This window comes from Streptacidiphilus cavernicola, from assembly GCF_042510955.1.
Classification (GTDB): domain Bacteria; phylum Actinomycetota; class Actinomycetes; order Streptomycetales; family Streptomycetaceae; genus Streptacidiphilus; species Streptacidiphilus cavernicola.
Map to the genome: position 1 here is coordinate 160,682 of NZ_JBHFAB010000014.1, position 21,999 is coordinate 182,680.

Consider the following 21,999-nt stretch of genomic DNA (forward strand, 5'->3'; position numbering starts at 1 on the left):
AAGAACCCCTTGTCCGACCCAACCCGGACAGGAAGAACTCCGGCGAGGGCACCCCGATGACCACGAGTTGGCCGCCACTTGCCAAACCCGGCACCTACGCCGCTACGGTGCAGCCATGCATACGGACGACAGGCGCGCAGCGGACCTCGAAGAACTCGGCCTCACCAACTACGAGGCGCGGGTCTACCTCGCGCTGATCCGCCGGGACGTCTTCACCGCGGCAGAGGTCGCCCGCGAGGCCCAGGTACCCCGGCAACGGGTCTACGACGTGCTGGAGGGCCTGACCCGGCGCCAACTCGCGGTGCTCCACCCGGGGAAGGTGGCGGGCTACTCCGCGGTCGCCCCCGAGGTGGCGGTGGACCGGCTGATGGAGCAGCAGCGGCGTTCGCTGGGCCGGCTCGAACGGCTCTCCGACGACCTCGCCCGCGAGCTGCTGCCGACCTGGGACAGCGGCCGGACCCACACCGATCCGCTCGACTACGTCGAGGTGCTGCGGGACGCCGCGGACATCAGCGACCGCTTCGCCCGGATCCAGTCCGAGGCCGAGCGCGAGCTGCTGAGCTTCTCCCGGCCGCCGTGGGTCACCCCCTCCGAGAACGTGGCCGGGTTCGAGGCCTCGGCCCGGCTGCACGCGGCCGGCCGCACGGTCCGCTCGCTCTACAGCCAGGACGTGCTGGACGACCCGGTGATGCTGGAGGTGGTGCGCCGCTTCGGCGAGGTCGGCGAGGAGATCCGGATCGCCGAGTCGCTGCCGCTCAAGCTGATCGTCGCGGACGGCTCCACGGTGCTCTGCGACATGCCCGACCCGGTCGCCCGCGCCGGGGCGACCACCTCGCTGGTGATCCGTCACCCCTCGCTGGCGGAGACCCTGCGGATGGCCTTCCAGAGCATCTGGGAGCAGTCGCCGACCCTGGATGAGGCGCTCAAGCTCCGCGAGGCGGCCACCGTCCGCGACGCCGCGGCAGCCTCGGCGGCGGCCGGAGCGGAAGGCGGGGCTGCGGCGCGGAGCGCGGCTGAGGGCGGATCCGCGGCCGTGGGCGGGGCCTAGTACCAGCTGTTGGCCTGCCAGAACGCCCAGGCGGCGTTCGGGCTGCCGTAACGGGAGTTCATGTAGCCCAGCGCCCAGCGGATCTGGGTCGCGGCGCTGTCCTGCCAGTCCGAGCCGGCCGAGGCCATCTTGGAGCCCGGCAGGGCCTGGCCGAGGCCGTACGCGCCGGAGGACGGGTTCTCGGCGTGGACGTTCCAGCCACTCTCGTGCGAGATGATCGCGCTGAACGAGGCCAGCTGGTCGGCCGGGACGATCTGCGCGGCGATCTGCTGCGGGCTGCCGCTCAGCGCGGAACGGCTCTCCGAGCGCGAGGCGGCCTGCCGCTCGGCGGCGGCGCGGGCGGCGGCCTTCGCCGCGGCGGCACGCTGCTCAGCGGCGCGGGCGGCGGCGACCCTCTCTTCGGCGGCCTTCTGGGCTGCGGCCCTGGCGGCAGCGGCCTTGGCAGCGGCGGCCTTCTGGGCTGCGGCCTTGAGAGCGGCGGCCTTCGCTGCGGCGGCCCGGTCCGCGGCGGCCTTGGCGGCTGCCGCCTGCTGCGCTGCCGCGGCGGACGCGGACGCGTCGGCGGACGCCTGCAGGTCGGCGACCGCGGCGGCGGTGTCGGCCGGGGAGCTGACGGTCTTGTCCGGGGCGTCGGCCGAGGACTCGGCGACGACCCCGCCGGCGATGGCGAGACCGCTCACGGACACCGCGGCGACGATCGCCACCGTGCGCTTTCGGGCATGCAGAACACGCGAACGTACGGACATGGGAGAAGACCTCAATCGGCTGGGCTCGGCGCGGCCGACTCGACCAGCACGGCGGGACAGGTGCCGTGCGGAATCGGCGCAGCGCCGGGGGTGATCCTGACGGACGCCCGCCATTCTTAACGCGTCTCCTACACCAGACCAAAGAGCCGTCCTACTATCGGAGTCCGTAGTAGAACACTGTTCGCGTCCGTGTGGGCGGCCCCGTGCGAACAGGACCCCGGCGTCCGCCGAACGGCGGACGCCGGGGCCCTGGGGGACCGATGGATCAACTACCGTGCTTCGTGGACGCCCTCCGGGCTGTGTCCGGCGTCACTCCCCCAGGGGCGCGCCCGCCCCTCCGCGCGCCCCCTGTCGGGCCTGCTTGCCGCCGGGCTACTTGCTGTCGGCGCGGTCTCGGTAGCGGCGCAGCGCCCAGCCGAGCAGCGCGCCGACCACGATCATCACCAGCAGCACGATCCACAGCGGCGCGCTGAACGTCGAGAGACCCCAGAGGTGGATCTTCACCGACGCCGTGTTCATCAGAATGAACCAGACGGCGAGGATCGCGACGACGACGATCACGATCGTCCGGGTGTTGATCGGGACGCCGGCGATCTTGCGCTCGGTGGTGGCACCGCTGTTCTTGGCCATGCACTCATTTTCGGCCGTCCCGCCGCGGGCCGCGCGGCGGAGCGTCCGAACGCCGGAACATGCCAATTAGTCAAGAAGCTTAACTAGTAGAGTTCCAGCGTTCGCCCGCCCGCGAAGAACAGCAAGAGGACAGCAGAGGACTGCATGACCGAGCCGAGCACCGAGCAGCACGCCGCGCCGGGCAACGACCACCGGTGGAACCGGCGAAGGCTGCGCAGCAACAACGAGTGGCTGCTGCTGGAGCTGCTGCGCACGGCGGGCCCGACCTCCCGGGCCCAGCTCGCCCGGGACTCCGGGCTGTCCAAGCCGACCGTGTCCACCGCCCTGGCCGCCCTCGAACAGGCCGGGCTGGTCCGCGAGGCCGGGACGGTCGCCCCGGACCGGGGCAGGATCGCCGTGCTCTACGAGGCCGACCCGCGGGCCGGCCATGTGCTCGGGGTGGACATCGGCCGGGCGTGGCTGAGACTCGCCGTCGCCGACCTGTCCGGCACGGTCGTCGCCCGCACCGACGTCCGCAACCGCGGGCGCAGCGGCGGGGCGGTGGCCCGAGCTGTGCTGCAGGCGGCGGAGGAGGTCACCGCGCAGGCCGGGCTCCGTCCCGAGGACGTGGTCGAGGCAGTGGTGGGCACCCCCGGCGTGTTCGACGAGCGCACCGACCGGGTCCGCTACGCCGGGAACCTGCCCGGCTGGGGCCGCAGCGGGCTGATCGCCGGGATGCGGCAGGGGCTGGGGACCTCGCTGACGGTCCACAACGACGCGAACCTGGCCGCGATCGGCGAGTACGCGGTCGGGGCGGGGGTCGGAAGCAGGCTGTTCCTCTACATCCTGATCGGCACCGGCCTGGGCATGGGTGTGGTCGCCGACGGCGAACTGTTCCGCGGGGCGCACGGGGCGGCCGGGGAGATCGGCTTCCTGCCGCTGCTCGGCGCGGGGGCCGGCGGCGACCCGGCCTCGGTCCCTGCGGCGGGGGCGGGGGCGGGGGCGGGGTCGCTGCCCGTACTGACGGAGCAGCCGCAGGAGGGGCTGCCGCGGAGGGGGATGCTGGAGAGTGCCGTCTCCGGCGACGCGGTGGTGCGGGCCGCACGGGAGTTGGGGATGGCGCCGAGCGGGCCGCTGACCGCCAAGGCGGTGTTCGACGCGGCGAGGTCCGGGACCCCGGCCGCGGTGGCCGCGGTGCGGCAGGAGGCGCAGCGGCTGGCCCATGTGGTCGCCGCGGTGTCCTCGGTGCTGGACCCGGACCTGGTGGTGCTCGGCGGCGGCCTCGGCCACAGCGCGGACCTGCTGCTGCGCGACGTCGAGGAGACCCTGCACCGCCTCACCCCGCTGCGGCCGCGGGTCGCGGCCAGCGCGCTGGGCGACGACGCCGTCCTCCTCGGCGCAATCGCCACAGCCCTACGCACCGCCCGCCCCCTGATCTTCGACCGCCGCACGGGGGAGCCGTAGCCCGGGGGGAAGCCGACGCAGGGGCGGGCACACGAACGCGGGGACGCGGGGCGCCCCGAGCGCGGGACACGCACCGTCGCCCTGAACATCCGCCCCCGGCGAGAGCCCGCCCCGCAGGGGCCAGGGGCGCAGCCCCGCCCGCCCCGCAGGGGCCAGGGGCGCAGCCCCGCCCGCCCCGCAGGGGCCAGGGGCGCAGCCCCGCCCGCCCCGCAGGGGCCAGGGGCGCAGCCCCGCCCGCCCCGCAGGGGCCCCCGCGTCAGCGGGTTGTGGCCTCGTCGCGCCAGGAGTGCCAGAGGGCGGCGTAGGGGCCGTCCGCGGCGATCAGTTCCGGGTGGCTGCCGTACTCGGTGATGCGGCCGCCCTCCACCACGGCGATCCGGTCGGCGTCGTGCGCGGTGTGCAGCCGGTGGGCGATGGCGATCACCGTACGGCCGTGCAGGACCCGGGCCAACGAGCGTTCCAGGTGTCGGGCCGCGCGCGGGTCCAGCAGCGAGGTGGCCTCGTCCAGGACCAGGGTGTGCGGGTCGGCGAGGACCAGCCGGGCCAGCGCCAGCTGCTGCGCCTGAGGCGGTGTCAGCTGGGTCCCGCCGCCGGAGCCGACCTCGGTGTCGAGGCCGTCCGGAAGCGCCTCGAACCACTCCCCCGCGTCCACCGCGTCCAGCGCCCCGCGCAGTTCCCGGTCGTCCGCCTCCGGCCGGGCCAGCCGCAGGTTGTCCCGGAGCGTGCCGACGAAGACGTGGTGCTCCTGGTTGACCAGCGCGACCTGGGCCCTGACCCGTTCCGCCGGCATCGCCGCCAGCCGCGCGCCGCCCAGGGTGACCTCGCCGGTCCGCGGGGTGTAGATGCCCGCCAGCAGCCGCCCCAGCGTGGACTTCCCCGCGCCGGAGGGGCCGACCAGGGCGATCCTGCTGCCCGGCTCCACCGCCAGGCTGATCCCGTGCAGCACGTCCGCGCCCTCGCGGTAGCCGAAGCGGACCAGGTCGGCCCGGACCGTGCGCCCGCTCGGGTGCAGGGCGTCGTCGGAGTCGGCGTCGGGGATCTCCCGGACGCCGACCAGGCGGGCCATCGAGGCCTGGCCGATCTGCAGCTCGTCGTACCAGCGCAGGATCATGTCGACCGGCCCGGTGAGCATCTGTGCGTAGAGCACTCCGGTGGTGAGCTGGCCCGGGGTGGTCCAGCCGTGCAGGGTGTAGATGCCGCCGAAGGTGAGGGTGGCGATCAGGCAGAGCGTGTAGGGGAAGTCGACGGTCGGGAAGAAGACCGTGCGCAGCCACAGGGTGTACCGGGACCAGGAGATCCAGTGCCGGATCCGGGCGTCGGTCAGCTCCACCCGGTCGTCGCCGAGCCGCAGCGCCTCCACCGTCTGGCCGGCGTCCACGGTCTCGGCCAGCACGGTGTTGATCGCCGCGTACGCGGCCGACTCGTCCCGGTAGGCCTGCGGGGCGCGCCGGTAGTACCAGCGGCAGCCGGCCAGCAGCAGCGGGGCGCCGACCAGCGCGGTGACCGCCAGCAGCGGCGAGGTGACCAGCAGCGCGCCGAGGATCAGCACCAGCGAGACCACCGCGACCGACAGTTCGGGCAGCGCGTCGCGGACCGAGGTGGCCAGCCGGTCGACGTCGGTGGTGGCGCGGGAGACCAGGTCCCCGGTGCCGGCCCGTTCCAGGACGCCGGGCGGCAGGGCCACCGAGCGGACCAGGAAGTCCTCGCGCAGGTCGGCCAGGATCTCCTCGCCGAGGATGCCGCCGCGGAGTCGGGACAGGCCGGTGAAGACCGCCTGCACCAGCAGCGCGCCCAGGTAGAACAGCGCGGCCTGGGCGATGTAGCCCTCGGTGGTGCGCGGGCCGAGCCGCTCGACCAGGTCGCCGAGCACCCAGGGGCCGACCAGTCCGGCCGCCGCGCCCACCGAGTGCAGCCCGACCACCGTGCCGAAGCCCCGGCGGTGCCGGACGGCGAGCAGCCGCAGGTAGTCGCGCACGGTGGCGGGCGAGCCGACCGGCAGCATGGTCGCGGTCTGCTCGGCCGGACGTTCCGGGGCCCTCATCGGCTCTCCTCCATCGATCCCATCGACTCCGTGAATGCGGCCGGTCCGGCCGCTCCAACCGCGACCTCAGCCGCAACCTCGGCTGGCTCCGGCTCCTCGCGGGTGACCACCGCCCGGTAGCCGGGGTGGCGGTGCATCAGTTCGCGGTGCGGGCCCTGCGCGGCGACCCGGCCGCCCTGGAGCAGCACCACCCGGTCGGCCCGGTCCAGGATCAGCGGGCTGGTCGCGAAGACCACCGTGGTCCTGCCCTCGCGCAGGGCGGCGACGCCGGCCGCGACCCGGCTCTCGGTGTGCGAGTCCACCGCGCTGGTGGGCTCGTCCAGGACCAGCACCGGCGGGTCCGCGACCAGCGCCCTGGCCAGCGCTAGCCGCTGCCGCTGGCCGCCGGAGAGCGAGCGTCCGCGCTCGGTGATCCGGGCCCGCATCGGGTCGCCCCCGGCCGCGGGCGAGGCGTCCGCCAGCGCGTCCAGGACGTCCTCGGCGCAGGCCGCGGCGAGCGCGTCGGCCGGGTCTACCCGGCCCGACCTGGGGATGTCGAACAGTTCCGCCAGGGTGCCGGAGAGCAGCACCGGGTCCTTGTCGTGGACCAGGACCGCCGCCCTGGCCGCGTCCAGCGGCAGCCGGTCCAGCTGCCGCCCGCCCAGCGTCGCCGACGCGACCCGTACAGCGGCTCCCGCAGCCGCCCCCGCGGCGGCCCCCGCGCCCGCGAGGTCGCTCGGCACGTGCCCGCCGAGCCGGGCCGCGACGGCTCCGGCCAGGTCCGGGTCGCCGCAGACCACCGCAGTGAACCGGCCCGCCACCGCGGTCAGCCCGGTGGACGGGTCGTGCAGGTCGGCGCGGCCGGGGTCGGCGAGCGGTTCCGGCTCGGTCCCGTCGCCGGGCTGGTCGCGGGCCACCGCGAGCACCCGGACGGCGCGGTCCGCGGCGACCCTGGCCGCGGTCCAGGCCTCGGCGGTCTCGCCGAGGATCCGCAGCGGCCCGGCCAGGAAGGCGCAGGCGCCGTAGACGGCGACCAGTTCGCCGACCCCGATCTGCCCGGTGACCACCAGGTGCGCGCCGTACCAGGTGGTGCCGACCACGAACATGCCCGGCAGCAGCACCTGCTGAGCCTGCATCAGGGACCAGGTGCGGGCCGTCCGCACCGCCGCGGCGCGGACCCGCTGGGAGGCGGTGCGGTAGCGGTCCAGGAACAGCTCCTCGCCGCCGATGCCGCGCAGCACCCGCAGCCCGGCCACCGTGTCGGCGGCCAACTCAGCTGCCTTCCCGCCGAGTTCGCGCTGCCGGGTGAAGCGGACCTCCAGCGGGCGGAGCAGCGGCCAGACCGAGGCGGCCAGCGCCGGGACGCCGAGCAGCACCGCGAGGCCGAGCCGAGGCTCGCGGGCCAGCACCACCGCGGAGACGCCGAGCCAGACCACCACGGCCGCCCCGCAGCGGGAGCTGACCTCGACGAACCAGCCGATCCGCTCGACGTCGCCGGAGCTGACCGCGACGATCTCGCCGGTGGCGATCCGCCGGGACAGCCCCGCGCCGAGCGCGGAGGCCTGCCTGGCCACCAGTTGGCGGACCTGGGAGGCGGCGGTGACCCAGTTCCAGACCGCCTGGCGGTGCAGCAGCACCGACCCGGCGCACTGGACCAGGCCGAGCAGCAGGGCGCAGGAGCCGGCCAGCCAGATCCGCCCGGCCCGGTGGTCGATCGCGCCCTGGACGCCGACGCCGACCAGGAACGGGGTGGCCGCCTGGGCCCCCATCAGCAGGGAGCCCCAAAGCACGGAGAGCAGTTGGCCGCGCCGCTGGGAGCGGCCCAACCAGGCCAGCAGCCGCAGCGGTGACCGCAGGTCGGGGCGGCCGGGATCGGGCATGGGCAGGTGCAACAGAGACATGACGCTCCGTCAAGTCGGAATGGGCGGGCGGAGCCGCGCACCCCGAAGGGTCACTCGCACAACGGGCGAGGACACGGGGGCGCGGGCGATGACGTCACGTCAGGAAGTACGCATACCCCGTGACGATCCGCCATCGCCCGCGCGCCCGCAAGCGAATTACGGCCGCGGGCGAACCGCGGCCGGGCCCGCCGCTACTCGACCGGCTCGGACAGCCGGGCCACCGCGGCCAGCAGTTCCACCACCCGCTCGCGCTCGGGCTGGTCCAGCGGCGAGAGCAGGTGGGCCTGCACCGCCCGGACCCCGGGGCCGACCTGGTCCAGCAGGTTCGCCCCGGCGGGTGACAGCGCGAGCAGGTTGCGCCGGCCGTCAGCCGGGTCGCGGCGGCGCAGCACCAGGCCACGGCGGACCAGTCGGCTCACCAGTTCGGCCATGGTGGCCTTGTCCAGCGACGCCCGCTCGCCGACGGTGCGCTGGTCGATGCCGGGCTCCTCGGCGAGCGCGGCCAGCACCGCGTGCTGCGGCGCGGTCAGCTCGGCCGAGGCCTGCTCGGCCCAGAGCCGGGTGTGCACCTGCTGGGCGACCCTGATCAGGTAGCCGACGACGCGCGGGGCGTCCAGGATCGGCCTGGCCTCGACCATGGTCTCCAGCGCCACGTCCTCCATCCGGGCCATCCGGGCCAGCCCGGTCATCAGCTCGCAGCGCTGGGCCTCGGTCAGCGGCTCCAGCAGCCCCTGCTGCACCCGTGCGACACCCGGGGAGACGTCCGCGACCAGCTGTGTCCCGAGCGGCGAGAGGGTGAGCAGCTTGCGCCGGCCGTCGGCCGGGTCACGGCGCCGCAGCACCAGCCCCCGGCGCACCAGCCTGCCGACCATCTCCGCCATCGTCGCCTTGTCCAGCGACGCCCGCTCCCCCACTGTGCGCTGGTCCGCCCCCGGTTCGACGGCCAGCGCGATCAGCGCCGCGTACTGCGGCGCTGTCAGCTCGTGGCCGACGTACTCGGCCCAGAGCCGGGTGTGCACCTGCTGGGCTATCCGGATCAGCTGCCCAGGCGCCTGAGAGAGGCGGAGTGGAGAACCCGTCATGTCGATCTCCCCCAGAACCATGGAACCGTCCTCATGTCTACGCCTTCGTACGGCTCCTGTGGGGAAGCACATACGGCATGGCAGCGGCGTACCCGCTTCCCGCGGCTCCATGTGAGAGCTTTGTGTGCGGGTGGTTCGGCCGAGCAGCCGACGGCTGCTGGCGCACACTATACAAACCAACCGAAGCCAGGCGACACGCCCAAAGGACCTGCGGCCTAATCGTGATCCGGGATGGTCGATTCCGGTCCGACCCGATCATCCAGCCCTCTGAGCAACAAGTCGGCAAAGGTTTCCCCGATGGACTCCGGGGCGAGCTGGCCGTCCGCGTGGTACCAGGCCCCGAGGTGGTGCACGCCGCCGAAGAACTGGTGCGCCACGAGGTCCGCGGAGATGTCCCGGCGCAGCACCCCCTCCTGCTGCCCCTGCTCGATCAGCGCCCGGAACCGCTCGTGGAAGCGCCGCCGCTCCAGCCGCACCTGGGCCAGCCGGTCCGGCGGGAGCATGTGCATCGAGCGCCAGGACACGGTGGCGTCGTCCAGGTTCTCCAGGGTGCTGACCACCAGGTCGGCGGCGGCGGCGCGGAGCCGCTCGCGGACCGGCAGGCCCGGGGCGTCGGCGATGGCGGCCAGCCGGACGGTCTGCCCGGCCAGCAGCCGGGCGTAGATCTGCTGCAGCAGGTCGTCCTTGGACGCGTAGTAGTGGTACATCGCGCCCTTGGTGACGCCGGCCCGCTCGACGATCTCCTGGACCGAGGTCAGCGCGAAGCCGCGTTCGGCGAACAGCCGGCTGGCGGCGGCGAGCAGGCGCTCCTGGACCGGCGCGGAGTCGCCCGGGGCCTCCGCCTCCTCCTGGCCCGGTCCCGGCAGCACCGCGGCGCGGCTGCCCCGGCTTCCGACGGCCCTGCGTGCTGCGGCCACGTCGGCCCCCTCCTGTGCGGCACCGGCGTTCCGTGCGGCGCCGGTGTGATGTCCACGAGTGTGTCATGTGCCACTCTAGCCGACATACCTACCAGTCGGTATGGTGGCGGCAGCGGCGGCACAGGCCAACTCTGCCGCATCCCGAGCCAGGAGGAACGCATGTCCGAGCAACGTCTTCCAGGTCTTGACCTGGAACTGCTGCGGGCCTACCTGGACCGCGACCACCCCGGTCTCGCCGCCGGACCGCTCCGGGCGGAGCTGATCGCCGGCGGCAAGTCCAACCTCACCTACACCCTGCGCGACGACCGGCACCGCTGGGTGCTGCGCCGTCCGCCGCTGGGGCACGTGCTGGCCACCGCGCACGACATGTCCCGCGAGTACCGGGTGATCTCCGCGCTGACCGGGACCGCAGTCCCGGTCCCCGGGGTGCACCTGCTCTGCACCGACGCCGAGGTGCTCGGCGCGCCCTTCTACCTGATGGACGAGGTGCCGGGCACGGTCTACCGCAGCGCCGAGGACGCCGCGGGGCTCGGCCGGGACCGGGCCAGGGCCGTCTCGTTCCGGCTCATGGACGTGCTGGCCGAGCTGCACTCGATCGACCCGGCGAGCGTCGGCCTGGACGGCTTCGGCCGCCCCGAGGGCTATCTGCAGCGTCAGGTCTCGCGCTGGCTGCGGCAGTTCGAGGCGTCCCGGAGCCGCGACATCCCGGGGATGGACGAGCTGCAGCGACGGCTCGAACAGGGCATCCCGGCAAGCCAGCGGAGCACGATCGTGCACGGGGACTACCGCCTCGACAACACCATTGTCAGCGCCGATGACACCATCGCCGGGGTGCTGGACTGGGAGATGGCGGCGCTCGGCGACCCACTCGCGGACCTGGGCCTGATGAAGGTGTACTGGGAGATCGCGGCCGGCATCCCCGGCAACCCGGTGGCCCAGGCGGTCAGCCCCGCCGCCGGCTTCCCCGGCATGGACGAGCTGGCCGGGCACTACGCCGGACGCACCGGCCTGGACCTGACCCCCCTGCCCTGGTACACCGCCTTCGCCGCCTACAAGCTCGCGGTCATCTCCGAGGGCATCCACTTCCGCTACATCCAGGGCAAGACCGTCGGGGAGGGCTTCTCCCACATCGGCGGGATGGTGCCGCTGCTGGTCACCGCCGCCCTGGAGACCCTGCTCACACTGGAGGCGCACTGATGGACTTCCTTTACGACGACCGGACCCGCGAACTGCAGCAGCAGCTGCTCGCCTTCATGGACGAGAAGGTCTACCCGGCCGAGCCGTTCGCCGCCGCGACCGACGAGTGGTCCCGTCCGGCGGTGATGGCGGAGCTCAAGGCCGAGGCGCGTCGGCGCGGGCTGTGGAATCTCTTCCTTCCCGATCCCGAGCACGGCGCCGGGCTGACCAACCTGCAGTACGCGCCGCTGGCCGAGATCACCGGGCGCAGCCCGAACCTCGCCCCCGAGGCGCTGAACTGCGCCGCCCCGGACACCGGCAACATGGAGCTGCTGGCCCAGTTCGGCAGTCCGGAGCAGCAGAAGCGCTGGCTGGCCCCGCTGCTGGAGGGCGAGATCCGGTCCGCCTTCTGCATGACCGAGCCGGAGGTCGCCTCCTCCGACGCGGCCAACATCGCCACCCGGATCGAGCGGGACGGCGACTCCTACCTGGTCAACGGCCGCAAGTGGTGGTCCTCCGGCGCGATGGACCCGGCCTGCGAGATCCTGATCGTGATGGGCCGCACCGACCCGGACGCCGCCAAGCACCGGCAGCAGAGCATGATCCTGGTGCCCCGGGACACCCCGGGTGTGGAGATCCGGCGCGGAATGCATGTGTTCGGCTACACCGACGGCGCACACGGCGGCCACGCCGAGATCGTCTTCGACAACGTCCGGGTGCCGGCCGAGAACCTGATCGCCGGGGAGGGCGAGGGCTTCGCCATCGCCCAGGCGCGGCTGGGGCCCGGCCGGATCCACCACTGCATGCGGCTGATCGGGATGGCCGAGCGCGGCCTCGAACTGATGTGCCGTCGGGCCGTGTCCAGGACCGCCTTCGGCAAGCCGTTGGCCGAGCAGGGCGTGGTCCAGGAGTGGATCGCCGAGTCCCGGGTCCGGATCGAGCAGCTGCGGCTGCTGGTGCTGAAGACCGCCTGGCTGATGGACACCGTCGGCAACAAGGGCGCGCACACCGAGATCCAGGCCATCAAGATCGCCACCCCGGCCACCGTCGAGTGGATCCTGGACAAGGCCATCCAGGCCCACGGCGGCGGCGGGATCTCCCAGGACTTCCCGCTCGCCCAGCTCTGGGCCTCGGCCCGTACGCTGCGTTTCGCGGACGGACCGGACGAGGTGCACCGCCGCTCGCTGGCCCACCGCGAGCTGAAGCCCTACCGCGCCGACCTGGCCGCACCGGCCAACTGACGTCCGCTCACCCCACCCTCACCCGATCGAAGGACTGACAGCAACCATGACTGACCAGACCCAGCGCGTCGCCATCGTCACCGGCGCGGCCCGCGGCATCGGCGCCGCCACCGCGATCCGCCTCGCCGCCGACGGCTTCGCCGTGGCCGTGGTGGACCTGGAGGAGGCGGCCGGCAAGGACACCGTCGAGAAGATCACCGCGGCCGGCGGCCGGGCCCTCGCCGTGGGCGCCGACGTCAGCAGCGCCGAGCAGGTCGCCGCGGCCGTCGCCCGGATCGCCGCCGAGCTGGGCGCGCCGACCGTGCTGGTCAACAACGCCGGCGTGCTGCGCGACAACCTGCTGTTCAAGATGTCCGAGCTGGACTGGGACACGGTCATGAACGTGCACCTCAAGGGCGCGTTCCTGATGTCCAAGGCCGTGCAGAAGCACATGGTCGACGCCGGCTACGGACGGATCGTCAACCTGTCCTCCTCGTCCGCGCTGGGCAACCGCGGCCAGGCCAACTACTCCGCCGCCAAGGCCGGGCTGCAGGGCTTCACCAAGACCCTGGCCAAGGAGCTCGGCAAGTTCGGCGTCACCGCCAACGCGGTCGCCCCCGGCTTCATCGCCACCGACATGACCGCGCAGACCGCCGAGCGGGTCGGCCTCGGCTTCGACGACTTCAAGGCCATGGCCGCCACCCAGATCCCGGTGGGCCGGGTCGGCGTCCCCGACGACATCGCGCACACCGTCTCGTTCCTGGTCAGCGAGGGCGCGGGCTTCGTCTCCGGCCAGGTGGTCTACGTCGCCGGCGGCCCCCTGGATTAGCGCTCCCCGGTGCGCCGCCCGCAGCGGCGGCGCACCGGACTTCCCTTCCCGCCCCGCTCACCGCCGAGAGGGCTTCACCCATGAGCACACCCCCCACCGAAGCCGGGCTGCGCGCCGCCGTCCGCGCGTTCCTCACCGCGCACGACCCGGCCACCACCCCGGTCACCGACTTCCTCGGGGCCCGCTACGACGCCGGGCTCGCCTGGATCCACTTCCCCGAAGGCCTCGGCGGCCAGGGCGCCCCGCGCTCGCTGCAGCAGGCCGTCAACGACGAGTTCGCCGCGGCCGGAGCGCCGGTGCTCGACCCCGGTCGGCACGGCATCGGCCTCGGCATGGCCGCGCCGACCATCCTCGCCTTCGGCGACGAGCAGACCCGGGCCCGCTTCCTGCGCCCGCTGTGGACCGGCGAGGAGGTCTGGTGCCAGCTGTTCAGCGAGCCGGGCGCGGGCTCCGACCTGGCTGCGCTGGGCACCCGCGCGGTCCGCGACGAGGACGGCGCGAACTGGACCGTGGACGGCCAGAAGGTGTGGACCTCGATGGCGCACCAGGCCGACTGGGCGATCCTGGTCACCCGCAGCGACCCGACCGTCCCCAAGCACGCCGGGATGACCTACTTCGTCTGCGACATGAAGGCCCCCGGCGTCGACGTCCGGCCGCTGCGCCAGGCAACCGGCGAGGCCGAGTTCAACGAGGTCTTCCTGACCGGCGTCCGGATCCCGGACGCGCACCGGCTCGGCGCGGTCGGCGACGGCTGGCGGGTGGCCACCACCACGCTGATGAACGAGCGGGTCGCCATCGGCGGCAGCGCGATGCCGCGTGAAGGCGGGCTGATCGGGATCAGCGCCAGGACCTGGCGCGAGCGGCCCGAGCTGCGGACCCCCGGGCTGCACGACACTCTGCTCCGGCTCTGGGTGGACGCCGAGGCGGCCAGGCTGACCGGGGAGCGGCTGCGCCAGCAGCTCGCCGCGGGCGAGCCGGGCCCCGAGGGCAGCGCCGCCAAGCTCGCCTTCGCCCGGCTGAACCAGCAGATCTCCGGCCTGGAGCTGGAGCTGCTCGGCGGCGAGGGCCTGGCCTACGACGACTGGACCTTCCGCCGCCCGGACCGCCCGTCCATGGAGGGCGGCAGCCCCGGCTACCGCTACCTGCGGGCCAAGGGCAACTCGATCGAGGGCGGGACCTCCGAGATCCTGCGCAACATCATCGCCGAGCGGGTGCTCGGACTCCCCCAGGAGATCCGGGTCGACAAGGACGTCGCATGGAAGGACCTGCCGAAATGACCGACGCAGTCGACCTCGGCTACTCCGAGGTGGAGCAGGAGCTGCGGGCCAATGTGCGGGCGCTGCTCGCCGCCAGGGCCCCGCAGTCGGCGACGCTGGCCCGGACCGAGAGCGCGCAGCCGGTGGACACCGCGCTGTGGCGGGCGCTGTCGGTGGAGCTGGGCGTGACCGGGCTCGCGGTGCCGGAGAAGTCCGGCGGCGCGGGCGCGAGCTGGCGCGAGACCGCGGTGGTGCTGGAGGAGTTGGGCCGGGCCGCCGCGCCGGTCCCCTACCTGGGCAGCGCGGTGCTGGCCACCGCGGCGCTGCTGGCGGCGGACGAGACGGTGCTGCTGCCGACGGTCGCCTCCGGCGAGCACGTCGCCGCGCTGGCGGTGCCGTTCGCCGCCGCGCCCGGCACGGCCTTCCCCGACACCGTGCGGGTGGACGCCGACGGCCTGCTGCACGGCACGGTACGGCTGGTCGCCGACGCCACCACCGCGGACGTGCTGCTGGTCCCCGCCGTCGGCGCGGGCGGCCCGGCGCTGTACGCGGTCGGCGACTTCACCGCCGTCCCGGTGGTCAGCCTGGACATGACCCGGCCGCTGGCCGACCTGGCCCTGGACGGGGCGAGCGGCCGACTGGTCGCCGAGGGCGACGCCGCGCTGCGGGCCGTGGACGCGGCGCTGACCGCGGGCGCGGCGCTGCTGGCGTCCGAGCAGCTGGGCGTCGCGGAATGGGCACTGGAGACCACGCTGGCCTATGTGAAACAGCGTCACCAGTTCGGACGGCCGGTCGGCTCGTTCCAGGCGGTGAAGCACCGGCTGGCCGACCTCTGGGTCGCCGTGGCCCAGCTGCGCGCGGTCGCCCGCAACGCCGCGGACGCGCTGGCCACCGGATCGGCCGAGCTGCCGGTCGCGGCGGCGCTGGCGCAGGCCTTCGCCTCGCAGGTGGCGGTCACCGCGGCCGAGGAGGCGGTGCAGCTGCACGGCGGCATCGGCTTCACCTGGGAGCACCCGGCCCACCTCTACCTCAAGCGGGCCAAGAGCGGCTCCATCGCCCTGGGCACCGCCGACCGGCACCGGGCCCGGCTGGCCGCGCTGGTCGACCTCCCCGCCCCCACCCTCTGACTGTCCCTCAGGAGACGAGCACCGTGACAACGAACGACGACGCAGCGGCCCCGGCGAAGGTCGCCCTGATCACCGGCGCCAGCCGCGGCATCGGCCTGGCCGTCGCCCAGGCCCTGGTCGCCCGGGGCGAGCGGGTGGTGATCACCGGGCGGGACGCGGGCAGCCTGGCCGAGGCGGTGGCCCGGCTCGGCGGCGAGGAGCGGGTGCTCGCCGTCGCCGGGAAGAGCCATGACGAGGCGCACCGGGCCGAGACGGTGGAGCGCGCCATGGAGCGCTTCGGCCGGATCGACTCGCTGGTCAACAATGTCGGCACCAACCCGGCCTTCGGCTCCATGGTCGATCTGGACCTGGCCGCTGCCCGCAAGATCCTGGACATCAACCTGGTCTCCACGCTGGGCTGGGTCCAGTTGGTGCACAAGGCCGCGCTGGCCGAGCACGGCGGCGCGATCGTCAACGTCTCCTCGGTCAGCGCCCTCGGCCCGGCCCCGGGCATCGGCATGTACGGGGCGAGCAAGGCGGCGCTGATCCAGCTGACCCAGCAGCTCGCCTTCGAGCTGGCCCCCTCGGTCCGGGTGAACGCGGTGGCCCCGGCCGTGGTCAGGACCCGCTTCGCCGAGGCGCTGTTCGCCGGGCACGAGGAGCAGGTCGCGGCCACCTACCCGCTGAAGCGGCTGGGCGTGCCGGACGACGTCGGGGCGGCGGTCGCCTTCCTGCTGTCGGACCAGGCCTCCTGGATCACCGGTCAGACCCTGGTGCTGGACGGCGGGCTGACCCTCGGCGGCGGGCTGGCCTGAGCCGCCCCGGGCGGCCCGAACACGGTTCCCGGGGAATAGGAATTCCTTTCCCCGGGAATCGGACAGCGGTCGAAAATCGCCGTACCTGAACTCGATAAATTTCGCGTCAAACGCACGGCCGATATGTTCTCATGGAGTTCTTACCGTCGCCGTGGCGGCGTTGACCTGTGACCTCTCCTGACGCCCGGGATTCACATATCCGACCGCTATTCGCAGGGTAGTGGCAGGATTTCCACAGAACTGTCACGCAATCAGGTCACATGGTTATTACGAACAACTCGACCCCGTCGGCGGCCACAGCCGCGCACTGTACCGTCGAGCAGGTGCGTAACCAGAGGAATGAGGTCGCCCTACTAGAGCGCCCGCAGACACGAGCCCCGCGGCCCCCGGAGAGACCTCTCCGCTGGCGGCCGCTGAGCCGTGCCCACAAGGCCCTCTTCGTCGGCACCTCGGCCTTCTACCTCGTCGTCGTCATCGCTGTGCTGACGACCTCTCGCCTGGTCGCGTTCGACTGGACCGTGATGATGTTCCGGCCCTACGAGCACTGGCCCTCGCTGCAGGCCTTCCTCAACGAGTATGTGATCACCGGTCAGCGCGGGCCCTCGGCGATCGTGGTGGCGGTCTGGCTGGGCTGGCGCTCGCTGCGCACCCGGAGCATGCGGCCGCTGCTGGTCCTCGGCGTGGCCCTGGTCCTGCTGAACATGTCGGTCGGCGCGGTGAAGATCGCCCTGGGCCGGCTCGGCCCGCACTACGCCCACGTCGCGGGCTCCAACGAACTCTTCTTCGGCGGCGGCATCTTCCCCTCGGGGCACACCGCCAACGCCGTGGTGACCTGGGGCGTCGTCGCCTACCTGGCAACCCGCGGACGCCGCACCGGAAGCGTGCTGGCCGGCTTCATGGGCTTCAGTGTCGGGCTGACCACGATCTACCTGGGTACCCACTGGGTCTCGGACGTGCTGGCGGGCTGGGCGGCCGGTGTCCTGGTGATGCTGGCGCTGCCGCTGTTCGAACCGGTGGTGGCCAGTGCGGACCAGCGCTTCCAGACCGCCTGGGCCGACCGCCGCCGGCTCTGCGCCACGGCGTTCCGGGTGTTCGCCCCCGGCTGGTCCGCCCGGGTGCTGGAGGAGTCGGAGCGGCCGGCCGTCGAGCTGCCCGCCCAGCGGGAGCGGGCCGCCGTGCCGCGCTCGTCGGGCTCGGTGCGGTAACAGTCCGCTGTTAGCTTCGTCACCCCGGCGAAGATCTTTTCCGCTGTGCGGCCCCAGTGACAGTGCATTTCCGCAGCTCGCCGCGGCGCCCCGAAAAAGTGGGCCAACAATAGGCAGTCAGCGATCGGAAACAGTCGCATCACCGGCTCCTTCTGATCACTTTCGCCCAAGCGGCATGTGCCACTGGAGACCTCTCCTAGGGTCCTGACTGCGGGGACCACAAACGGTCCACGCGCTCGGACCGTGGTTCAGGAGGATGCCCGAACATGTCGAACATGGAAACCGCGCTCAAAGAGGCCATGTCGGTCGAGGGATCGGTGGGCGTGGCGATCGTCGACTACAGCAGCGGCTTGGCCCTGGGCACCCTGGGCTCGACCAAGGAACTCGACCTCAACGTCGCGGCGGCGGGCAACACCGACGTGGTCCGCGCCAAGATGCGGACCATGGAGATGCTCAATCTCCACAACGAGACCATCGAGGACATCCTGATCACGCTGACCAGTCAGTACCACATCATCCGGCCGCTGACCCGGCACACCAGCAAGGGGATCTTCCTCTACCTGGCCCTGGACCGGAGCCGCGCCAACCTCGCGCTGGCGCGGCACCGGATGAAGCAGATCGAGGAGAACCTGGAGGTCTGACCCCCGACGGCTAGCGGTTCGCCACCGCCTGCTTGATCAGGGTCTTGCCGAAGTCCCGCATCAGACCGGTCCCGCTGTGCGCCTCGTCCATGATCTCGGTGAAGGCGTCGACGAAGCGGTCCACCTCGGCCTCGCCGATGGTGAGCGGCGGGATCAGCTTGATCACCTCCAGGTGGTCCCCGGAGACCTGGGTGAGGATGCGGTGCTTCTGCATCAGCGGCACCACCACCATCTGCGCGAACAACCCCTTACGGGCGGCCTGCAGCGCCGTCCAGCCGGTCCGCAGTTTAAGCGACTGCGGGCGGCCGAACTCGATGCCGATCATCAGGCCGCGGCCCCGGACGTCGGCCAGCATCTCGTACTTCGGCTTCAGCGCGGTGAGCCGCTCCCGGAAGAGGTCGCCCACCCGGCGGGCGTTCGCCACCACCTGCTCGTCCTCCATGACGTGCAGGGTGGCGAGCCCCGCCGCCATGGCCTGGGCGTTGGAGCCGAAGCTCGCCGAGTGCACCAGCACCCGGTCCATCGAGGAGTAGACCTTCTCGAAGATCCAGTCCTTGCCCAGGGTCGCCCCGACCGGGACGTAGCCGCCGGAGAGCGCCTTGGCCGCGCAGACCAGGTCCGGCTCCACCCCGGCCTCGTGCTGGTAGGCGTAGAAGTCGCCGGTACGGCCGATGCCGGTCTGCACCTCGTCGGCGATCAGCAGTGCCTTGTGCTTGTGCAGCAGCTCCTGAGCCGCCTTCAGGTAGCCGGGCGGGGTGGAGTGCACGCCCTTGCCCTGGATCGGCTCCACGATCAGGGCGGCCACGTCGCCCTTCTTCAGCTCGCGCTCCAGCGCGGCCAGGTCGCCCAGCGGCAGCGCGGTGTCCGGCAGCAGCGGGGCGAAGCCCTTGCGGAAGCCGTCCTCGCCGTTGACCGAGAGCGAGCCCGTGGTCAGCCCGTGGAAGGCGTGGTCGCAGTAGAGGATCCTGCGCTTGCCGGTGGCGTAGCGGGCGAACTTCAGCGCGGTCTCGACCGCCTCGGTCCCGCTGTTGCCGAAGAACACCCGGTCCAGGTGCGGGGAGTAGGAGAGCAGCTTCTCGGCCAGCAGGCCGGGCAGCGGCTGGCAGTCGAAGCGGGTCAGGTCGGCCAGCTCCAGGTCCATCACCTGGTGCACCGCGCCGCGGACCACCGGGTGGTGCCGGCCGAGCGCGAAGATGCCGAAGCCGGCCAGCATGTCGAGGTAGTCGTTGCCCTCGGCGTCGTAGAAGTAGGCGCCCTGGGCCCGCTCGTACACGTTGTCGAAGCCGATGGTGTGCAGCATCCGCGGCAGTTGGTGGTTCAGGTGCTCGCTGTGCAGCCGGTAGCGCTCCGCGCCGCGCTCCTTCAGCAGGGCGGCGACGTCGAACGCCGTGGAGACTGGTGCTGCTGCCGTGTCAGATGCCACGCTGGGAATCCCCTCCTGTGATGCTGCTGGTAACCCGTGCCGCCGACTGCTGCCGGCCCAGCCCGATCGCCTTGGCGAAGCCGGCGGTCTGCGCCGCGATCCCGGGCCCGGTCAGCCCGATCTCGTCCAGGATCTCACTCCGCGAGGCGTGGACCAGGAACTCCTGCGGGATTCCGAGTTCGCGCGTCGGAACGTCGATCTCGGCGTCGCGCAGCGCCATGGCGACGGCCGCGCCGACGCCGCCGATCCGGCCGTTGTCCTCGACCGTGACCACCAGCCGGTGCCGGGCCGCCAGCTCGGTCAGGGCCGGGTCGACCGGCTTGACCCAGCGCGGGTCGACCACGGTGGCGGTGATCCCGTCCGCGGTCAGCAGCGCCGCGGCGTCCAGGCAGGCGGGGGCCATGGTGCCGACCGCGACCAGCAGCACCTCCGGCGCACGGCCCGGCTCCGCCGTGCGCAGCAGCACGTCGACGCCGCCCACCCGCTCGACCGCGGGGATCGGCGGGCCGACCTCGGCCTTGGGGAAGCGGACCACGGTGGGCGCGTCGTCCACGTCCAGCGCCTCGCGCAGTTCGGCGCGCAGCTGGTCGGCGTCGCGCGGGGCGGCCAGGCGCAGTCCGGGGACGACCTGGAGGATGGACATGTCCCACATGCCGTTGTGGCTGGCGCCGTCGGTGCCGGTGACCCCGGCCCGGTCCAGTACGAAGGTGACCCCGCACTTGTGCAGGGCGACGTCCATGAGGACCTGGTCGAAGGCCCGGTTCAGGAAGGTCGCGTAGACCGCCACCACCGGGTGCAGCCCGCCGGTGGCCAGACCGGCCGCGCTCACGGTCGCGTGCTGCTCGGCGATGCCGACGTCGAAGATCCGCTCCGGGAACTCCTTGGCGAACTTCCCGAGGCCGACCGGTGCCAGCATGGCGGCGGTGATCGCCACCACGTCGGCGCGCTCGCGGCCGATCTCGACCAGCTCGCCACCGAAGACCGAGGTCCAGGAGATCCCGCTGGACGGGCGCAGCGGCTCGCAGGTGATCGGGTCGATCGCGCCGACCTGGTGGAAGTGGTCGGCCTCGTCCAGCTCGGCCGGACGGTAGCCGCGGCCCTTCTCGGTGAGGCAGTGCACGATCACCGGGCCGCCGAAGCCCTTGGCGCGCTTCAGCGCGGACTCCAGCGCCGAGGTGTCGTGGCCGTCGATCGGGCCGATGTACTTCAGGCCCAGGTCCTCGAACATGCCCTGCGGGGCGACCGCGTCCTTGAAGCCCTTCTTGGCGCCGTGCAGGGCCTCGTAGATCGGGGCGCCGACGCCGGGGGTGCGCTGCAGCGTCTCCTTGCCCCAGGACAGGAAGCGCTCGTAGCCCTGGGTGGTGCGCAGGGTGGCGAGGTGGTTGGCCATGCCGCCGATGGTGGGCGAGTAGGAGCGCTCGTTGTCGTTGACCACGATGATCAGCGGGCGGTCCTGCGCCTCGGCGATGTTGTTCAGCGCCTCCCAGGCCATGCCGCCGGTCAGCGCGCCGTCGCCGATCACCGCGACCACGTGCCGGTCGCCGTGCCCGTGCAGCTGGTTGGCCTTGGCCAGCCCGTCGGCGTAGCCCAGCACCGTCGAGGCATGCGAGTTCTCGATCACGTCGTGCGCCGACTCGGCCCGGGACGGGTACCCGGACAGGCCCCCCTTGGCCTTGAGCCGGGAGAAGTCCTGACGGCCGGTGAGCAGCTTGTGCACATAGCTCTGGTGGCCGGTGTCGAACAGGATCCGGTCGCTCGGGGAGTCGAACACCCGGTGCAGCGCGAGGGTCAGCTCGACCACGCCCAGGTTGGGACCGAGGTGTCCACCCGTTCGGGTGACGGCCTCGATCAGGAAGTCGCGGATCTCCTCCGCGAGCCGGGGCAGCTGGTCGGCGGGAAGCATCCGAAGATCGGCGGGGCCTTGGATCGACTCCAGCAGGAACATGGGATCACCTTCGTTCTACCGCAGGGCAGTTGGCCGTTCTGGTTCGAGCGGAAGGTCAGCTGACGGCGACGGTGGGCTCACCCGAGGGGACGCCCGCGTCCTGCATCTGCTCCGCCAGCTTCAGTGCCTCCTCGATCAGCGTCTCCACGATCTTGGACTCCGGCACCGTCTTGATCACCTCACCCTTGACGAAGATCTGACCCTTGCCGTTCCCCGACGCCACCCCCAGATCAGCCTCACGCGCCTCACCAGGACCGTTCACCACACACCCCATCACCGCGACGCGCAGCGGCACCTCCATGCCCTCCAGGCCCGCGGTGACCTCCTCCGCCAGCTTGTACACATCCACCTGCGCCCGCCCGCACGAGGGACACGACACAATCTCCAACCCCCGCTGACGCAGATTCAACGACTCCAGGATCTGGTTCCCCACCTTGATCTCCTCCGCCGGCGGCGCCGACAACGAGACCCGAATCGTGTCCCCGATCCCCTCCGACAACAACGCCCCGAACGCCACCGCCGACTTGATCGTCCCCTGGAACGACGGACCCGCCTCCGTCACCCCCAAATGCAACGGATAATCACACGACGCCGCC

Annotated in this window: 19 protein-coding genes; 10 read left to right on the forward strand and 9 right to left on the reverse strand. The window is 72.7% G+C overall.

Translation table 11 applies throughout. The features are described from left to right. Positions 1 to 115: 115 nt before the first annotated feature. Positions 116 to 1,048 (forward strand): TrmB family transcriptional regulator, encoded by a 933-nt coding sequence (locus ACEZDE_RS20210; protein ID WP_380537724.1) that lies wholly within the window; start codon positions 116 to 118, stop codon positions 1,046 to 1,048. On the opposite strand, the gene ACEZDE_RS20215 is transcribed toward ACEZDE_RS20210, so the two are convergent. Beyond that, positions 1,045 to 1,794 carry an aggregation-promoting factor C-terminal-like domain-containing protein gene (locus tag ACEZDE_RS20215; protein WP_380537725.1) on the reverse strand — a complete coding sequence of 250 codons (750 nt, stop codon included), beginning with the start codon at positions 1,792 to 1,794 and terminating at the stop codon, positions 1,045 to 1,047. The genes ACEZDE_RS20210 and ACEZDE_RS20215 overlap by 4 nt on opposite strands. 372 nt (positions 1,795 to 2,166) lie before the next feature. Further along, complete coding sequence (locus ACEZDE_RS20220) at positions 2,167 to 2,424, reverse strand: LapA family protein (protein ID WP_380537726.1); 258 nt, start codon at positions 2,422 to 2,424, stop codon at positions 2,167 to 2,169. 144 nt (positions 2,425 to 2,568) lie between these two features. Between ACEZDE_RS20220 and ACEZDE_RS20225 the strand changes: the two genes are divergently transcribed. Beyond that, a complete protein-coding gene (locus tag ACEZDE_RS20225) occupies positions 2,569 to 3,867 on the forward strand; it encodes an ROK family transcriptional regulator (protein WP_380537727.1) in 1,299 nt (432 codons plus the stop codon). Positions 3,868 to 4,123: 256 nt separating this feature from the next. Here ACEZDE_RS20225 and ACEZDE_RS20230 read toward each other — a convergent pair whose 3' ends face one another. From ACEZDE_RS20230 to ACEZDE_RS20245, 4 genes are all read right to left on the reverse strand, one after another. Continuing rightward, the gene (locus ACEZDE_RS20230; protein WP_380537728.1) at positions 4,124 to 5,908 is read right to left on the reverse strand and encodes an ABC transporter ATP-binding protein; all 1,785 of its coding nucleotides are present in this window, start codon (positions 5,906 to 5,908) and stop codon (positions 4,124 to 4,126) included. Further along, positions 5,905 to 7,788, reverse strand: a complete 1,884-nt coding sequence (locus ACEZDE_RS20235; protein WP_380537729.1) for an ABC transporter transmembrane domain-containing protein — start codon at positions 7,786 to 7,788, stop codon at positions 5,905 to 5,907. The genes ACEZDE_RS20230 and ACEZDE_RS20235 overlap by 4 nt, the downstream gene beginning before the upstream one ends. Positions 7,789 to 7,979: 191 nt before the next feature. Further along, the gene (locus ACEZDE_RS20240; RefSeq protein ID WP_380537730.1) at positions 7,980 to 8,870 is read right to left on the reverse strand and encodes a MarR family winged helix-turn-helix transcriptional regulator; all 891 of its coding nucleotides are present in this window, start codon (positions 8,868 to 8,870) and stop codon (positions 7,980 to 7,982) included. Positions 8,871 to 9,085: 215 nt separating this feature from the next. Next, complete coding sequence (locus ACEZDE_RS20245) at positions 9,086 to 9,736, reverse strand: TetR/AcrR family transcriptional regulator (protein WP_380537757.1); 651 nt, start codon at positions 9,734 to 9,736, stop codon at positions 9,086 to 9,088. A 210-nt stretch (positions 9,737 to 9,946) separates the two neighbouring features. On the opposite strand from ACEZDE_RS20245, the gene ACEZDE_RS20250 reads away from it, so the two are divergent. The 8 genes from ACEZDE_RS20250 (at position 9,947) to ACEZDE_RS20285 (ending at position 18,035) form a co-directional block, all read left to right on the forward strand. Next, positions 9,947 to 10,984 (forward strand): phosphotransferase family protein, encoded by a 1,038-nt coding sequence (locus ACEZDE_RS20250; RefSeq protein ID WP_380537731.1) that lies wholly within the window; start codon positions 9,947 to 9,949, stop codon positions 10,982 to 10,984. After that, positions 10,984 to 12,204 (forward strand): acyl-CoA dehydrogenase family protein, encoded by a 1,221-nt coding sequence (locus ACEZDE_RS20255; RefSeq protein WP_380537732.1) that lies wholly within the window; start codon positions 10,984 to 10,986, stop codon positions 12,202 to 12,204. Before ACEZDE_RS20250 ends, ACEZDE_RS20255 begins: the two co-directional genes overlap by 1 nt. A gap of 46 nt (positions 12,205 to 12,250) precedes the next feature. Then, the gene (fabG, locus tag ACEZDE_RS20260; protein WP_380537733.1) at positions 12,251 to 13,012 is read left to right on the forward strand and encodes a 3-oxoacyl-ACP reductase FabG; all 762 of its coding nucleotides are present in this window, start codon (positions 12,251 to 12,253) and stop codon (positions 13,010 to 13,012) included. Between the two features lie 80 nt (positions 13,013 to 13,092). Continuing rightward, a complete protein-coding gene (locus tag ACEZDE_RS20265; RefSeq protein WP_380537734.1) occupies positions 13,093 to 14,289 on the forward strand; it encodes an acyl-CoA dehydrogenase family protein in 1,197 nt (398 codons plus the stop codon). Continuing rightward, entirely contained in the window at positions 14,286 to 15,395 is a 1,110-nt protein-coding gene (locus ACEZDE_RS20270; protein WP_380537735.1) for an acyl-CoA dehydrogenase family protein, read from the forward strand. Before ACEZDE_RS20265 ends, ACEZDE_RS20270 begins: the two co-directional genes overlap by 4 nt. A gap of 23 nt (positions 15,396 to 15,418) precedes the next feature. After that, on the forward strand, positions 15,419 to 16,189 hold the full coding sequence (locus ACEZDE_RS20275; protein ID WP_380537736.1) for an SDR family oxidoreductase: 771 nt from the start codon (positions 15,419 to 15,421) through the stop codon (positions 16,187 to 16,189). A gap of 479 nt (positions 16,190 to 16,668) precedes the next feature. Then, positions 16,669 to 17,394, forward strand: coding sequence for a phosphatase PAP2 family protein (locus ACEZDE_RS20280; RefSeq protein WP_380537737.1), 726 nt, complete (start codon positions 16,669 to 16,671; stop codon positions 17,392 to 17,394). A gap of 266 nt (positions 17,395 to 17,660) precedes the next feature. After that, positions 17,661 to 18,035, forward strand: a complete 375-nt coding sequence (locus tag ACEZDE_RS20285; protein WP_380537738.1) for a hypothetical protein — start codon at positions 17,661 to 17,663, stop codon at positions 18,033 to 18,035. A 10-nt stretch (positions 18,036 to 18,045) separates the two neighbouring features. Here the strand turns inward: ACEZDE_RS20285 and ACEZDE_RS20290 are convergent, their stop codons facing one another. The 3 genes from ACEZDE_RS20290 to ACEZDE_RS20300 form a co-directional block, all read right to left on the reverse strand. Then, a complete protein-coding gene (locus tag ACEZDE_RS20290) occupies positions 18,046 to 19,458 on the reverse strand; it encodes an aspartate aminotransferase family protein (protein ID WP_380537739.1) in 1,413 nt (470 codons plus the stop codon). Beyond that, positions 19,448 to 21,403: a 1-deoxy-D-xylulose-5-phosphate synthase gene (dxs, locus tag ACEZDE_RS20295; RefSeq protein ID WP_380537741.1), complete on the reverse strand. Its 1,956-nt coding sequence runs from the start codon at positions 21,401 to 21,403 to the stop codon at positions 19,448 to 19,450. The genes ACEZDE_RS20290 and dxs overlap by 11 nt, the downstream gene beginning before the upstream one ends. 55 nt (positions 21,404 to 21,458) lie before the next feature. Beyond that, positions 21,459 to 21,999: flavodoxin-dependent (E)-4-hydroxy-3-methylbut-2-enyl-diphosphate synthase (locus tag ACEZDE_RS20300; RefSeq protein ID WP_380537743.1), on the reverse strand; the 541-nt coding region annotated here is incomplete at its 5' end.

Excerpts from the sequence above, each read along its gene's own strand:
- ACEZDE_RS20270 (WP_380537735.1), top strand. The coding sequence starts at position 14,286 with ATGACCGACGCAGTCGACCTCGGCTACTCCGAGGTGGAGCAGGAGCTG.
- ACEZDE_RS20285 (WP_380537738.1), top strand. The coding sequence starts at position 17,661 with ATGTCGAACATGGAAACCGCGCTCAAAGAGGCCATGTCGGTCGAGGGA.
- ACEZDE_RS20210 (WP_380537724.1), top strand. The coding sequence starts at position 116 with ATGCATACGGACGACAGGCGCGCAGCGGACCTCGAAGAACTCGGCCTC.
- ACEZDE_RS20225 (WP_380537727.1), top strand. The coding sequence starts at position 2,569 with ATGACCGAGCCGAGCACCGAGCAGCACGCCGCGCCGGGCAACGACCAC.
- ACEZDE_RS20230 (WP_380537728.1), bottom strand. The coding sequence starts at position 5,908 with ATGAGGGCCCCGGAACGTCCGGCCGAGCAGACCGCGACCATGCTGCCG.
- ACEZDE_RS20255 (WP_380537732.1), top strand. The coding sequence starts at position 10,984 with ATGGACTTCCTTTACGACGACCGGACCCGCGAACTGCAGCAGCAGCTG.
- ACEZDE_RS20235 (WP_380537729.1), bottom strand. The coding sequence starts at position 7,788 with ATGTCTCTGTTGCACCTGCCCATGCCCGATCCCGGCCGCCCCGACCTG.
- ACEZDE_RS20220 (WP_380537726.1), bottom strand. The coding sequence starts at position 2,424 with ATGGCCAAGAACAGCGGTGCCACCACCGAGCGCAAGATCGCCGGCGTC.
- ACEZDE_RS20240 (WP_380537730.1), bottom strand. The coding sequence starts at position 8,870 with ATGACGGGTTCTCCACTCCGCCTCTCTCAGGCGCCTGGGCAGCTGATC.
- fabG (WP_380537733.1), top strand. The coding sequence starts at position 12,251 with ATGACTGACCAGACCCAGCGCGTCGCCATCGTCACCGGCGCGGCCCGC.
- ACEZDE_RS20265 (WP_380537734.1), top strand. The coding sequence starts at position 13,093 with ATGAGCACACCCCCCACCGAAGCCGGGCTGCGCGCCGCCGTCCGCGCG.
- ACEZDE_RS20215 (WP_380537725.1), bottom strand. The coding sequence starts at position 1,794 with ATGTCCGTACGTTCGCGTGTTCTGCATGCCCGAAAGCGCACGGTGGCG.
- ACEZDE_RS20250 (WP_380537731.1), top strand. The coding sequence starts at position 9,947 with ATGTCCGAGCAACGTCTTCCAGGTCTTGACCTGGAACTGCTGCGGGCC.
- dxs (WP_380537741.1), bottom strand. The coding sequence starts at position 21,403 with ATGTTCCTGCTGGAGTCGATCCAAGGCCCCGCCGATCTTCGGATGCTT.